A 13,187-nucleotide genomic window follows, 5' to 3' on the forward strand; every position below is an offset into this window, starting at 1 on the left:
GATTAAATTGAAATGAGTTGCTTACTTACCCCAGTTGCCAGTAACAAGCTGGATAAGCGAATCTGCTGGAACGAGGCTGACAATTACAGAGCCATCTGGAAGGATTATAGCAGGTGTGCCTGTAATGCCGAATTCCTTTGCAAGATTGATATTGTTGTCAACTTCTTCGGATTTACATGTGGCTTTTGGAAGAGGTTTCCCCTCGAATGCATTTTCAAGTGCCTTCAGGGACTTCTCGCACACGATGGACTTTGCCTTCTCATAAGCAGTGGGATGCATTGGAAGTGGATAGAGCTTTATAAAAAACACTATATCCTTTGTTTTTGCCAGAACCTTCTTCATCTCCAGATGAAGTTCCCTGCAGGCAGGTCATTCAGGGTCCGAAAAGACTATCACCTTATATCCGGCAGATGTCTCTCCCATCTGAAGTGCCTCATCGAGTGGAATCGTTGACACATCCACCTTCATGAGTTCCTGTCGTCTTTGGGATGTAATATCTACCTTTTCCTTTACATCTATTATGATGCCCTGTATGATTTTTCCTTTTGAGAAATCAATATATAGAATATCTTTTGGTCCCTGCCCAAGTTTAATATCCACTTCCCAGAGACCCCGTACAGGGCTTAATCGAACATCTATAACCTCTGAGATTACGCCCGGGGCAATGGCATTGAGGATTCCGAATGCCTCCTTTTTTGTAAGTGTATGACACTTCTGGCAGTCAGGCTCGCATGCACCTGCAATCTCTCCGAAGCCAAATGTATTACTGCGGAATAAAATAAGGACTCCAAGAAGGAGTAAAACAGATAAAAGCACTACAAACCGTTTCATGCCGAAATTATAACATAAACTTTGCTTTAGATGTTAAAAAATTCGTAAGGCAACATCCTATGAAATATTCTATGATAAAATACCCTATGCCTATCTATGTCCTTAAAAGGCTCCTTCTGATGGTACCACTTATATTTGGCATTACGCTCATCACATTCGCAGTCATACATCTTGCCCCTGGGGGGCCCGTTGAGGTTCAAACAGAGATGTCTCTTAAGGCATCTGCTCAGGCAAGGGAAAATCTAAAAAGACTCTATGGGCTCGATAAACCACTTCATGTTCAGTACCTCGATTGGCTTAAAAGATTCGTGAGATTAGATTTTGGCAAGTCATTCGTTGACGGAAGATTGGTAAGCACCAAGATTATAGAAAGGATACCCATAACCTTAATCATAAACCTTCTTTCCCTTTTGCTGATTTTAGTTATTGCGATTCCAATTGGTGTTATCTCTGCGACAAGGCAGTATTCTTTGTTTGACAAGGCATCGACAGTGTTTGTCTTTATCGGGTATTCGACTCCTACATTTTGGCTTGCACTTCTCCTGATGCTTTTATTTGGGGTTTATTTAGGGGTGCTTCCAATATCAGGTATTCAAAGCATAGATGTATCAGGCATGGGGACATTCGAAAGACTTCTTGACTGGGTCAAGCACCTCATACTTCCAGTCGGGGTCTCTGCATTTGGGGGCATAGCAGGCATCTCGAGGTATTCGAGGTCAAGCATGCTTGAGGTAATAAGGCAGGACTATATAAGGACTGCGAGGGCAAAGGGTCTTTCTGAGTCAAAGGTCATACTAAGGCATGCCTTAAGAAATGCCCTCCTACCCATAGTGACAATCTTAGGACTTTCGGTGCCAGGGCTCATAGGTGGAGGCGTTATCTTTGAGACAATCTTTGCAATTCCAGGAATGGGACAGCTATTTTATGCATCCACCATGTCGAGGGACTACCCAACTATAATGGGCATACTGGTCATAGGAGCAGTCCTTACGCTGGTTGGAAACCTCATAGCAGACATATCATATGCACTCGTTGACCCGAGGATAAGGGTAAGAAAATGAGGCTTTCGCTTGTCATAGGAAAGAGATTTCTAAGGAATAGACTTGCCGTTTCGGGTGCAATTGCTGTTTTCATATTGGTAATCTGTTCTGTTTTTGCTCCTCTAATAGCTCCGTATGAGCCTACTGCCATAGACATTGAAAATGTTCTTTCCTCGCCGAGCATAAGGCACCCCCTTGGAACCGATGAGCTTGGAAGGGATGTGTTTTCCCGAATGCTCTGGGGAGGAAGGGTGTCCCTTAAGGTGGGATTTGTTGCAGTTGGCATAGCAATATCCATTGGAGTGCTGATTGGCTCCATATCGGGTTTTTATGGTGGGAAGGTGGACACTGTGCTCATGAGATTCGTTGACATAATGCTTGCATTTCCAACATTCTTCCTTATCCTTGCAGTTATAGCAATCCTTGAGCCGAGCATATTCACGATAATGGCAGTTATAGGTATAACAAGCTGGATGGATGTCTCAAGACTTGTAAGGGCAGAGTTCCTTACGCTCAAAGAGAGGGACTTTGTGCTTTCTGCAAAGGCATTAGGCGCAGGCAACCTGAGGGTTATGTTCAAGCACATACTTCCAAATGCCCTTTCGCCTGTTTTTGTATCCGCAACATTTGGCATAGCAGGTGCAATCCTCGTTGAATCAGGGCTTTCCTTCCTTGGCCTTGGGGTTCAGCCACCTAACCCAAGCTGGGGGAATATCTTGACCGCAGGCAAAGACAACATAGAGGTTGCATGGTGGCTTTCCCTTTATCCTGGGCTTGCAATACTCATAACTGTTTTAAGCTATAACCTTGTTGGTGAGGGTCTGAGGGATGCCCTTGACCCAAGGCTTTGGGATATGGAGTAGTTAATCAATTAGTTAAAAAAATCCCTCATTGTCAACACAGAATAAACAGGGTAGCCCATCTTCTCTATATTCTCTTTTCCATTCTGTTCACACCTGTCAAGCAAGACAATGACACAGAGGATATTTAAGCCTTCGGCATTTGCAACCTCAATTGCCTTTATAGTGGACTTGCCTGTTGTAAGCACATCGTCTATGATGACTACATCATCGCCTTTTTTGACATTTCCCTCTATCTGCTTCATCGTGCCATGGGTCTTTGGCTCTTTTCTTATAGTAAATGCCTCAATTGGTGTGCCTCTTAGATATGAGCAGTATGCAACTGATGTTGCCACAGGGTCTGCACCCATTGTAAGTCCTCCGATTGCCTTTGGTTTTAATCCTAATTCTTTGAGTTTATCGCAGATGAGGTTTCCTATGAGGTATTGACCTTCAGGTGAAAGAGTAGTTCTTCTAAGGTCAAAGTAGAAGTTACTCATCTGACCAGAGGAGAGCTTAAAGACAGGCTTATCGCTCTTTAAGAAAGAGTGGGTTTTTATGTATTCTATGAGTCTTTCCTTAAACTCCATGAAGGATTTTAGCTTAGATATGTTTGATTTTTCAAATCCCTATGGTTTAATTTAAATAATGGCACGGGCAATTGCACTTTTATCAGGTGGGCTTGATAGCACACTTTCTGTCGTCATTATGACAAGACAGGGCATAGAGGTTACAGCCATAACATTTCTCACGCATTTTGGTTGTGACATTACCGATAGCTCCTCATGCTCAGGAGATTCATCCCACAATGCAAAAAAATTTGGTTTTGAGCTTAAGCTCTGCCATCTTTCCGAGAAGTTCATAGAGATAGTGAAAAACCCCAGATACGGTCATGGAAGGAACATGAATCCATGCATCGACTGTAGGGTGCTAATGCTCAAGGAGGCTAAAGAGCTGATGCGGATTACAGGTGCCGATTTTATAATAACTGGAGAGGTGATAGGACAAAGGCCAATGAGTCAGAGGCGTGAGACATTTCCTTTTATAGATAAAGAAGCCCATGTCGAGGGATATGTCTTAAGACCACTTAGCGGAAGACTCCTTAAGCCCACTATACCTGAGATAAATGGTCTTGTTAGCAGGGATAAGCTATATGCCATATCGGGCCGCTCAAGAAAGCCCCAAATAGCACTGGCAAAAGAGCTGTGCCTTACTGACTATCCAGCACCTGCAGGCGGATGCCTTCTTACAGAGCCTAATTATTCTCATCGGCTCAGGGAACTTCTATGGCACGCACCTGAGCCATCTTTGAATGACCTTTATCTTTTAAGGCTCGGAAGGCATTTCAGGCTTCCAAGCGGACACAAAGCAATAGTGGGAAGAAACGAAAATGAAAATAAAAGGCTTGAAAGGCTCGCAGGCAGTAGAGATTATCTTATGAAAGTAGAAGATTTTGGAAGCCCAATTACATTACTTGAGGGATTAGGAGATGACAATGACATCCTCATTTCTGCCTCTATATGCTCAAGATACTCTGATGCAAAGCATATAAGAGATGTGAGGGTCAGGGTCATACATGGCAAAGAGGTCTTTTACCTTACTGTTAACCCAGCAGATGATGACCTGATTGAATCCCTGAGAATCGGTAAGAGGCAGTGGGTGCATGCTAAAGTTTAATAATCTCTGCGCACATGCTTTTTAGATTAAGAAGGGCAAGTGTGGATTTTCCCTTATGAAGCTTTGCTACTTTACCGGGATTTATGATAAGTGTGTTTTTTAAATTTCTTATATCAGGCGTATGGGTATGTCCATAGATTACAATATCGAACTCTGAGCTTTGAGCCAATGCCTCTACAAGCTCGGGCTCATGCACCATGACGATTTTCTTATTCGAGATGCTTAGCATATGAGGCTGGTTATAGATATTCCCTTCTGATTTTTCTTTTAGAAGAAGCCTGTCTCCATCGTTGTTGCCAAATATGCCTGTTAGTTTTGCTTTAAGGTCTCTTAGGATTTCAAATGTAAAAGGAGAGACGAGGTCCCCTGCATGGAGCACATGTGAGACACCTTCTTTATTTAAGACGAGGACTGCCTTTTCTATGGCAGACATGTCGTCATGGGTGTCAGAGATGATTCCAATCAGCATAATACCTTCTCCACAGAGGGATTATACCATTAAATACTACTGATAGTATCAGACTGTATTAGGAAATATAAAATCTTGACAATGAAGTGGAAATGCATATAAAATGGGTGAAATAATATTTTCTAAGGAGGTCTGTAATGATTAAAAGGATTGTTGTCGTAGCTATATTATTGCTTGCCCTATTTCAGGGCAAAGCATTTTCAGCGGATACATCAGGAGAGGTAGTGTTTAGAGATGCGATTTATGGTGCAGGTATTGGTGCAATACTTGGAGGTGCAATCTATCTTGCGGATGACGACCACTTTGGCTCAAAGATTGGTATCGGCATTGCAGTTGGAACGATAGGCGGTCTGATATATGGGGTCTCAGAGACAAGGGGAGTCGTAGAGATAAGAAAAGAAAAAGGCAGTATAAAGCTCAATCCACCTATTATCTCTGTTCAGAAAAAAGATGGGGATTTATTCTATTCGACGAATATCCTGAAGATTAGCTTTTAGGGGGAGAACTCCTTTAGCTTAAGCTCTTTTCTTTTGATTTTTCCGCTTACTGTTTTTGGGAGCTCTTTGACGAAGGCGATTTTTCTTGGATACTTATAGGGTGCGGTGTGATTTTTTACAAAATCCTGTAGCTCCTTTACGAGATACTCCGAAGGCTCATAACCTTTTGTCAGCACAATAAATGCCTTAACCACCTCGCCCCTTAGTGGGTCAGGACTTGCTGTGATAGCAGACTCCTCTACAGCAGGATGCTCTATGAGCACGCTTTCTATTTCAAAGGGCCCGATTCTATAGCCTGATGTAAGGATTACATCATCGGCCCTTCCAATGAACCAGAAAAACCCATCCTCATCCTTATAAGCCCTGTCTCCTGTTATATAGAAGTCTCCCTTAATTGTCTCCCCTGTTGCCTTGGGGTTTCCGAGATATTCCCTGAAAAGCCCAACCGGCCTAACAGGCTTGACCCTGATGGCAATGTCTCCTTCTGCGCCTGTCGTAACAGGCAGTCCTGTTTCATCGACGACATCCACATCGAAGCCGGGTGTTGGCACTCCCATCGAGCCAGCTCTCCAAAGGCATCTGAGATTAGCAAGTACATTGACCGTCTCTGTCTGCCCATATCCATCGTAGATGTATAAGCCTGTTTTTTCCCTCCAGAGCTCAATCACCTCTTTGTTAAGAGGCTCGCCTGCTCCTACACAATGCCGGAGTCCTTTAAGCTCTATCTTACCCTGCCACTCCTTGACCATCATCCTGTATGCAGTTGGAGGGCCGCAGAATGTCGTAACCGAATATTTCTCAAGCACCTCTATGGTTGCCTGTGGGTCGAATCTTCCATATCTAAAAAAAGAAAAAACACATGCACCCATATGCCATGGACCAAAGAGGCTACTCCATGCGGCCTTTGCCCAGCCAGTGTCTGAGAGATTGAAATGCAGGTCATCTGCCTTGAGGTCAAGCCAGAACCTGCCTGTTATACGATGAGCAAATGGATAGGATGCCTGTGTGTGCAAAACCATCTTTGGAAGCCCTGTTGTGCCTGATGTGAAAAAAATGAGGGCAGGTGAATCCGAAGACGCTCTTTCCCCGACAAAAGGGCTTTCAGACGCCCTCTCTCTCACATACTCATCGGTAGTTATAAGAATCGGAGGATGCTCTATGTTCTCGGATGCCTCCTTGAACTTCTGAATGTTTTCCTCATCCGTAATGACTGCCTTTATGTCAACTGCCTTTAGCCTGTAAAGGATGTCCTTTGCCGTTAGAAGCGTTGTGGCAGGTATCGGTATTGCATTTATCCTCATAAGAGAAAGCATTACCTCCCACCAGGCAGATGCCTGTCAAAGACATCGAGAGGAAACGAGAAAGTGTCAGGCACAGAAAGGGAGAAAGCCTGTCTTAGTTTTTTATATTCCTCAATTCCTGTCATTGATAGATAATATCACACAGTATCAAAATAAGGGCATTTAGGTTATTATATATGATATAGATTTTAAGGAGGAAGAAATGCTGACAATCACTGAAGGTGCAGTAAAGAAATTTAAGGAGTTTATAAAGGAAATCGGCACAGCCCAAGGGGGCATAAGGATATTCCTTATGCAAGGTGGATGAAGCCCGTCTCTGGCTATGGACATAGCCAATAACTCGATGGAAGGAGATACGACCTTAGAGAAAGACGGTCTCAAGGTATTCCTCGAGCAAAATGCAAACCGCATGCTTTCAGAGGCAACAATAGATTTTTCTGACGAGCAGGGTTTTCTTATAAGCGGAACTCAGAGCGGAACTCAGAGGGACTCATGCGGTGAGTCGTGTTGCAGGTGATGTTTCTCGACATTATCATCTTGGCAGGCTTAGTGCATTTTATTTTTTTAGAGGAAGTCTATCATTCTGTTTCTTTCAGGATGTCAAGCAGGCTTTTCAGTGCAAACAACTTGCCTCTTTTCCTGCCTGAGATTTCAGTAATTATGCCTTTTTTCTCAAACCTTGTGAGAAGATTATAAATAGTTTGATTGCTTACATCTGCAAGTCTTTTTCTTATGGTAGGGAAGGAAACTATTGGCGAGTAAAACAATATGTCAAGTAGTTTAATAGCATGTACTGAAGTAGTAGAGACCTCTGCTTTAAATCGCTCATATAAATCGTACATGTCATAGATTGTTGTCTGTGTCTTAAGAGCCTGACTTGAAAGGGCATTCAGAAAAATCCTTAACCATAAATGCCAGTCCCCTGATTCGTTTACTCTGTTTAAGGCGTCGTAATAAAGTTTCCTGTGTTTGCCTTATGGGTATTCTTATTCTAAGAATAAGCAAAAAATAGAATAAGTCAGGGCTTTATTCTAATTGGTTAGAATATAATCAAGTTTAGGGTGCAGGGCTTCAGCTTACATTAAAAATGAGATTTTGCAGGCATGATGAAAAATCAGGAAGTAGCAAGCAGAGGCATATTTGATTTCTTCATGTTACACTACTGATATGAAAAAAGTCATGTTTCTCTGCACAGGGAATTCCTGTAGGTCTCAGATGGCAGAAGGACTTTTAAGGCACATTGGCAAAGGCTCCTTTGAAGTCCATAGCGCTGGGCTTTTCCCTGCAGGGCTTCATCAAAGGGCAGTTTTTGTCATGAAGGAAATAGGCATTGACATCTCAGAACAGAAATCAAAAGAGATAAATGAAACCCTCCTAAGAAAGATGGATATTGTCATAACCCTCTGTGGAAATGCAGAGGCATACTGCCCTCAAACACCACACGGAATAAGAAGGCTTCACTGGCCCATAGATGACCCGGTTGGAACAGTAGGCGATGAAGAAAAAAAGATGCAGGAATTTAGAAAATGTAGGGATGAGATAAAGGGGAGGATTGAAGAATTCTTAAAAACAGGCAAATAGCCCTCCCTTGTCACCTATACAGTCTCAAAAACTCCTCTACACTTATTCCTGCCTTTGCTATCTGGTCTCTTAAAAGACCCTGCTTTATCGGCTTGCCCTTATGCACAGGGATTGAGAGGATATATGGGATTCCCTCTTTTGTGAGCTTTACGTTATGAATGCCAGTCATCTTCATCTTGCCCTCTATTCTTTTCACATTTTTAGTTTAGAGCAAAGGGAAGATGATTGATATACCCGTATTAAGTGATGTTTTATATGGGAATGGTTATCTGTTTCTTAAAGTTTTTTTATTATTTCAAGAGCTTTATCGTATGATCTTTTGACAGCTTTATAGATTTTATTTACTTCTGGATTATATGTGGGGTTTTCGTCAATTCCTGAAAGTCTCTTTGCTATTTCTACGAAGCTTAGTCTTTCTTTATGGCGCATCTTATAAATTTCCCAAGGGGGATATGTATATCTTTTGTTTCGTGTTTTTTCTCGCTTGACATGCTTTATATAATAATCTATTGTTTCATTAACACCGGCTAAAATAGATTGTTTCTTTTTGGACAGGTCTATTTGAAGCATTAAATATTTGCCATCAAACAGACAGGGACTAAAATCAAATCCTATAAGTTTGCCATTTTTATCTCTTAATTCTCTGTACTTATTTGCCTTAATTACTGTTACTATGGGTGGGTCGTGGAAAAATTCCTTAATGCCCTGCACGTCTAACCATTTAAGCTCTGATTCATCACAGATGGGTGTAGAGATTCTATACTTCTTGCATATTTCATTTTCTTTTTTCCAATACTGTTCCTCATCTTTAGGATTATCGGTTTTAAGGGCAATTCCAGCCAAATCGTCAAGCTCGCTGCAGTCTTTCTGGTATTCTGGCATTATAATCAATACTTGTATCATATCGTAGATTTCTTGAATTCTTGGGTCTTTCTTCGCTTTGGTTAGTTGCTTTAATGATTCAGTTCTTTGTCTATCCATAAGATCTTTTAGTTCATTAGTTAGCCTTTCCGCTTTTTCTCTCTTGGTTTCTACTTTCTTTTTCACTTTCTATTTACCTCTCTACACTCAAATGTCAAATATCTTTACATTCAGAGATACGCTGTTAGAAACTCTTGCTTTTGAGAGCTACTCTCTCCCCTGCTTATTTTTTCTTTCCGATACCCTTTAGTGCATAAAAGATGAGAAATGTTGAACCTATGACAGTAATTGAACGCATTGCAATCGTCCCGATGTCTCTCTGTGGAGCAAACCCTTCAACAAGAGTCCCCTTAAAGGTTTTGGGGTTATACTTTATTTTGTTTCCTTCCACAGAAATGAATTGTGGAGTTGTCCAGAGAACTACAGCTAAAGCAATAGCCCCTAATACAAGAACAATCCTTTGAAAAATATTCATGCCACTGCCCCCTTCGAATGTCACTTTTTTTGAACAGGTTGCTTAAACTTTCAATTTCTCGCCCTGTGAAGTCGCATCTGTTGCACTTCGAGGTTGAATGTAGGTATGCTTCCACTTCATAGTTGCAAATAATATCTTCTTGCTTGACTTAAAGCCTAATCCCTTCTCACCTATACAGTCTCAAAAACTCCTCTACACTTATTCCTGCCTTTGCTATCTGGTCTCTTAAAAGACCCTGCTTTATCGGCTTGCCCTTATGCACAGGGATTGAGAGGATATATGGGATTCCCTCTTTTGTGAGCTTTACAAGAGTGACGAACACTCTACCCAGTACCCGCCATCCTCTGTATCAGGGTGAAGGACAACTGGGTATCTCCTGCCTCTCACCACGACCATATATTTCCTCTCTTTTTGCAAAGCTACTACTTCCCCTTTAATGTACTCCATAATTTCACCGAGTGCGATGGAAAAGACAATTTGCCCGCTCCTAAGGACATCAATAATCTGTCTCTTATCACTTGTAATCACAAAGATGGTTTCCCCGTCTGTTAAAAACCTGAGTTCTGAAAGTGGCTTTTTCACCTCAGGCATATTCTTCTTAAGATAGGTAACAGCCTTTCTTATCTTCTGAAGGCTCAGTCCTTTATCCAGTAAAGTCTTGGCAACCCTCATCTGAATCAGGTCATTAAAAGAGTAAAGCCGTACAGAGCCATAGCCTGAGGCTTCTTTTACAGATGGGTTGATAAAATCCGTCCTGTCCCAGTAGTCAATCTGCCTTATGCTTAAGTTTGTAATCTTTGATACGGTTTTTGTATTGAAGTTCATATCTCACCTCGTTTTAAAATTAAATACATCGCTGTATTTAACTTACAAGACAATGTAGTCAAAGTCAAGAGGAAAGATGCCGACTGTCAAGCCCCGTAATATTTTTCCTCATCCTCATATAAAGGTCATAGTATCTTTCACCAATAACCACTGTCACCACTGTCAGCCCCACACCTGCTATGACATCCACAACATAATGATACCTCATATAAACAGTTGAAAACAAAAGGAGCGCTGTTATAGGCATTAGCACATAAAACAACCCTCTTACATATCTCCTTGAAAGGAAAACTACAAGAAGCGCAACTGCTGTGTGTCCGCTTGGAAATGCATCCCTTTTAATACCCTCAAGCCTGTTAAGGAGTTCCTGAATCGGTGTTGCGAGAAATAAACCTGAAAGTGGCACTTCATGCTTTATTGTAAACCTTGGCCCAAGCGCAGGCATGAGTATATAGCCTACATATGAAAGGAAAAAGCAAAATATGATAAGAAATAGAAACCTCTGAAACTCATCTTCCATGCCCTTAATCTTTAGTGCGATGCCAAGCGAAAGGGGTATAAAATAATATGTAGAGTATGAGACCTGAAGGAGCTCTGTAAGCAGGGGGTGTGTTATACTTTCAAGCATCAAAGTAGGATGCCCTCCAAAAAGAAGGTAATCTAATCTTATAAGAATCGGGTCTATGTCAACAGGGTTTACATAATGCACCAGCCCTCCTAAGCTGTCAAATACAGTTATGACGACAATAAGAGGAAATATAATGTCATGGACGAGGTTTGGCACCTTGTCCTTTAATAAGATAAGGAGCACCTGAAAGGCAATAAGACAGAGATAGATGCTTAATAGTAGGGAAATATCAGGGATTTTCTTTCTATATAAGGTGCTGATACAAAGGAGTGCAAGAAGAAAAATTAGTATAAGGAGCTCGACCAGCCTTAGCCTTTTCATTAAAGCTTGTTAATCGCCTTTCTTTGAGCCTTTAGCTTTTTTGAAAGCATCAGGGGGTTGCCTTTATATCGCCTCTCCGTATTTTCATTAGATGTTTTTTCAGTTTCACCCTCGATAATTCGAAGAAACTCTTCTGAGTCGACAGGGACCGAGTCATGAGACCATGCATATGACTGTATATCCCTGTCTGAGCTGATGACTATGTAGTGCCTTTTGTCCTCAAGAAGCCTTTTTATTACAATATCTGCCTTTTCGCCAAGCCTTGAGTAAACAACCCTTATGCCCGAATCGATGTAAAGGGTCTCTGTGTGACTTCCTCTTTTCCATCCGTCAAAGACAACCGTTATATCATGTGCCTTTTGCTTTTTGTAAACAGAAAGTTTTCCTATGAGTTTTTGCCTCTGAGCCTCCATGTCTTTATGAAGGACACCTATGAGGTTATAGCCATCTATTATAACAGAGGAGATACCTGAGCCTCCTACGATTTATTGCCTATCTCTAATTGATTTACCATATCGACGAGCATCTCCGAAGTAGTTTTTTTATAACGGTCTTCGATGCCAAGAGATGCCCTTAGCTCTTTTTCAAGCTCTGCCAATGCCCTGTAATGAGGTGTCCTGTCTATTCTTACATCTAAGCCCTTCATCTGACTTTGAAACCTGCTACAGCCACCTCCCTCGATAAGCATACCATCAGGCCTTCTGAATACATATGGCATGCCATGAAGCCTGCATATCATGGGCCTTGATTCATAAAGGGAGCATAAGCCGTCAAAATTGGCAGGGCACATGAGATTAGATGTCGTGCCTGTGTCTGAGTCTTTATGATACGAATCTAAGACTGCATTTGCCCTACTCAGTATCTTTTCCCTCAGCGCAGGGTCTTCTTTTTTAATGGCATCGAGGAGGCCATAGTATTCTGTCAAGGTGTGATGATGAAATCTCTGGGCACAGCAGTTTGAAATGCAGTCTTTGCAAGAAAACCCATAATGGGATGCCACTTGCTCGTATGCCCTGTCCATAGTCTCATAGATTTCCCTAAGCCTTTTAAGAAACCTTTCTATTGTAAATTACCTCCTTTGTCCTGTCTAAATATTATAGGTTCTTAGATATTAGAAGGTCAATAAGACTTGGAAATGTATCAGGTGAAGGATTTCAGGTGAAGGATTTCAGGTGAAGGATTTCAGGTGAAGGATTTCAGGTGAAGGATTTCAAGTGAAGGATTTCAAGTGAAGGATTTCATATGGACTGCTTCATAAGCCCTGTAATAAGATTGCTTCTGAAAGGAGGACTTATGAAAAAATCATTTGACAGATGGGCAGTTGAGCAGATTAAAGAGAGGGTTAGATGTAGGGTCGAGAGGTCTATGACATGCCTTCCTTTAAAAGGAGACCCGATTTGCAGTGCATGCTATGAGGCAGATAAGGAAGATGCTACCTCGGAAAGGAGCAGGGCAGAGAAAAAACGATGAGCTTGGTCTGAATATCCCATAGAAAGGATTTTAACATGGCAGTGGTGAAAATCAATATAGGTGCAGAGGATAATGCAACTCCAATAATAAGTTTTTATTTCCTGTGGGCAGATATAAGGCGCCATATAAGGACGAGTCCGAAGTACATGAGCATATATCCTACTGCCCTACTGATTCCTCTGGAAAGAGGCCACACTATGTCAATCCCTAAAATAACTAATATGGTGATAACAGCAATAATTTCCCTGTCAAATTCTTTAACGAATGCTTTAAAAAGTGCCTTGAAATATTTTTCATCGTATTCCATAGGAG

The 13,187-nt window shown here is 41.6% G+C and carries 22 protein-coding genes; 7 read left to right on the top strand and 15 right to left on the bottom strand.

Going from position 1 to position 13,187, the window contains the following annotated elements:
- Positions 1–21 precede the first annotated feature (21 nt).
- Together HY805_00100 and HY805_00105 are read right to left on the bottom strand one after the other, a co-directional pair.
- Entirely contained in the window at positions 22–342 is a 321-nt protein-coding gene (locus tag HY805_00100; GenBank protein MBI4822622.1) for a thioredoxin fold domain-containing protein, read from the bottom strand.
- 27 nt (positions 343–369) lie between these two features.
- Positions 370–831, bottom strand: coding sequence for a hypothetical protein (locus HY805_00105; protein ID MBI4822623.1), 462 nt, complete (start codon positions 829–831; stop codon positions 370–372).
- 86 nt (positions 832–917) lie between these two features.
- Here HY805_00105 and HY805_00110 point away from each other — a divergent pair, with 86 nt between their 5' ends.
- On the top strand, positions 918–1,892 hold the full coding sequence (locus HY805_00110; GenBank protein ID MBI4822624.1) for an ABC transporter permease: 975 nt from the start codon (positions 918–920) through the stop codon (positions 1,890–1,892).
- Positions 1,889–2,734 (top strand): ABC transporter permease, encoded by an 846-nt coding sequence (locus tag HY805_00115; protein MBI4822625.1) that lies wholly within the window; start codon positions 1,889–1,891, stop codon positions 2,732–2,734. The genes HY805_00110 and HY805_00115 overlap by 4 nt, the downstream gene beginning before the upstream one ends.
- Positions 2,735–2,742: 8 nt before the next feature.
- Here the strand turns inward: HY805_00115 and pyrE are convergent, their stop codons facing one another.
- Positions 2,743–3,300, bottom strand: a complete 558-nt coding sequence (gene pyrE, locus HY805_00120; GenBank protein MBI4822626.1) for an orotate phosphoribosyltransferase — start codon at positions 3,298–3,300, stop codon at positions 2,743–2,745.
- A gap of 58 nt (positions 3,301–3,358) precedes the next feature.
- Here pyrE and HY805_00125 point away from each other — a divergent pair, with 58 nt between their 5' ends.
- Positions 3,359–4,387, top strand: a complete 1,029-nt coding sequence (locus tag HY805_00125; GenBank protein MBI4822627.1) for a 7-cyano-7-deazaguanine synthase — start codon at positions 3,359–3,361, stop codon at positions 4,385–4,387.
- Here the strand turns inward: HY805_00125 and HY805_00130 are convergent.
- Positions 4,377–4,856: a metallophosphoesterase gene (locus HY805_00130; protein MBI4822628.1), complete on the bottom strand. Its 480-nt coding sequence runs from the start codon at positions 4,854–4,856 to the stop codon at positions 4,377–4,379. The two genes, HY805_00125 and HY805_00130, sit on opposite strands and share 11 nt — an antisense overlap.
- A gap of 137 nt (positions 4,857–4,993) precedes the next feature.
- On the opposite strand from HY805_00130, the gene HY805_00135 reads away from it, so the two are divergent.
- Positions 4,994–5,353, top strand: a complete 360-nt coding sequence (locus HY805_00135; protein MBI4822629.1) for a hypothetical protein — start codon at positions 4,994–4,996, stop codon at positions 5,351–5,353.
- Here HY805_00135 and HY805_00140 read toward each other — a convergent pair.
- Positions 5,350–6,666 carry an acyl--CoA ligase gene (locus HY805_00140; GenBank protein MBI4822630.1) on the bottom strand — a complete coding sequence of 439 codons (1,317 nt, stop codon included), beginning with the start codon at positions 6,664–6,666 and terminating at the stop codon, positions 5,350–5,352. The two genes, HY805_00135 and HY805_00140, sit on opposite strands and share 4 nt — an antisense overlap.
- 310 nt (positions 6,667–6,976) lie before the next feature.
- Here HY805_00140 and HY805_00145 point away from each other — a divergent pair, with 310 nt between their 5' ends.
- Complete coding sequence (locus tag HY805_00145; GenBank protein MBI4822631.1) at positions 6,977–7,171, top strand: hypothetical protein; 195 nt, start codon at positions 6,977–6,979, stop codon at positions 7,169–7,171.
- A gap of 61 nt (positions 7,172–7,232) precedes the next feature.
- Here the strand turns inward: HY805_00145 and HY805_00150 are convergent, their stop codons facing one another.
- A complete protein-coding gene (locus HY805_00150) occupies positions 7,233–7,496 on the bottom strand; it encodes a hypothetical protein (GenBank protein ID MBI4822632.1) in 264 nt (87 codons plus the stop codon).
- A 325-nt stretch (positions 7,497–7,821) separates the two neighbouring features.
- Between HY805_00150 and HY805_00155 the strand changes: the two genes are divergently transcribed.
- Positions 7,822–8,235 (top strand): arsenate reductase ArsC, encoded by a 414-nt coding sequence (locus HY805_00155; GenBank protein ID MBI4822633.1) that lies wholly within the window; start codon positions 7,822–7,824, stop codon positions 8,233–8,235.
- 10 nt (positions 8,236–8,245) lie between these two features.
- Here the strand turns inward: HY805_00155 and HY805_00160 are convergent, their stop codons facing one another.
- The 8 genes from HY805_00160 to HY805_00195 form a co-directional block, all read right to left on the bottom strand.
- Positions 8,246–8,410 carry a type II toxin-antitoxin system HicA family toxin gene (locus HY805_00160; protein MBI4822634.1) on the bottom strand — a complete coding sequence of 55 codons (165 nt, stop codon included), beginning with the start codon at positions 8,408–8,410 and terminating at the stop codon, positions 8,246–8,248.
- Positions 8,411–8,511: 101 nt separating this feature from the next.
- Complete coding sequence (locus HY805_00165) at positions 8,512–9,282, bottom strand: hypothetical protein (GenBank protein ID MBI4822635.1); 771 nt, start codon at positions 9,280–9,282, stop codon at positions 8,512–8,514.
- Between the two features lie 97 nt (positions 9,283–9,379).
- Positions 9,380–9,631, bottom strand: a complete 252-nt coding sequence (locus HY805_00170; protein MBI4822636.1) for a hypothetical protein — start codon at positions 9,629–9,631, stop codon at positions 9,380–9,382.
- A gap of 166 nt (positions 9,632–9,797) precedes the next feature.
- Positions 9,798–9,953 (bottom strand): type II toxin-antitoxin system HicA family toxin, encoded by a 156-nt coding sequence (locus HY805_00175; protein MBI4822637.1) that lies wholly within the window; start codon positions 9,951–9,953, stop codon positions 9,798–9,800.
- Entirely contained in the window at positions 9,935–10,456 is a 522-nt protein-coding gene (locus tag HY805_00180; GenBank protein MBI4822638.1) for a MerR family transcriptional regulator, read from the bottom strand. Before HY805_00180 ends, HY805_00175 begins: the two co-directional genes overlap by 19 nt.
- A gap of 64 nt (positions 10,457–10,520) precedes the next feature.
- Positions 10,521–11,405, bottom strand: a complete 885-nt coding sequence (locus tag HY805_00185) for a phosphatase PAP2 family protein (GenBank protein ID MBI4822639.1) — start codon at positions 11,403–11,405, stop codon at positions 10,521–10,523.
- Positions 11,405–11,818, bottom strand: a complete 414-nt coding sequence (locus HY805_00190) for an NYN domain-containing protein (protein MBI4822640.1) — start codon at positions 11,816–11,818, stop codon at positions 11,405–11,407. The genes HY805_00185 and HY805_00190 overlap by 1 nt, the downstream gene beginning before the upstream one ends.
- Before the next feature lie 65 nt (positions 11,819–11,883).
- Positions 11,884–12,426: a YkgJ family cysteine cluster protein gene (locus tag HY805_00195; protein ID MBI4822641.1), complete on the bottom strand. Its 543-nt coding sequence runs from the start codon at positions 12,424–12,426 to the stop codon at positions 11,884–11,886.
- A 221-nt stretch (positions 12,427–12,647) separates the two neighbouring features.
- Between HY805_00195 and HY805_00200 the strand changes: the two genes are divergently transcribed.
- Positions 12,648–12,875 carry a hypothetical protein gene (locus tag HY805_00200; GenBank protein ID MBI4822642.1) on the top strand — a complete coding sequence of 76 codons (228 nt, stop codon included), beginning with the start codon at positions 12,648–12,650 and terminating at the stop codon, positions 12,873–12,875.
- Positions 12,876–12,969: 94 nt separating this feature from the next.
- Here the strand turns inward: HY805_00200 and HY805_00205 are convergent, their stop codons facing one another.
- The gene (locus tag HY805_00205) at positions 12,970–13,182 is read right to left on the bottom strand and encodes a hypothetical protein (protein MBI4822643.1); all 213 of its coding nucleotides are present in this window, start codon (positions 13,180–13,182) and stop codon (positions 12,970–12,972) included.
- Positions 13,183–13,187: the final 5 nt, after the last annotated feature.

It is taken from the genome of Nitrospirota bacterium (genome assembly GCA_016207905.1).
GTDB lineage: Bacteria > Nitrospirota > Thermodesulfovibrionia > Thermodesulfovibrionales > JdFR-86 > JACQZC01.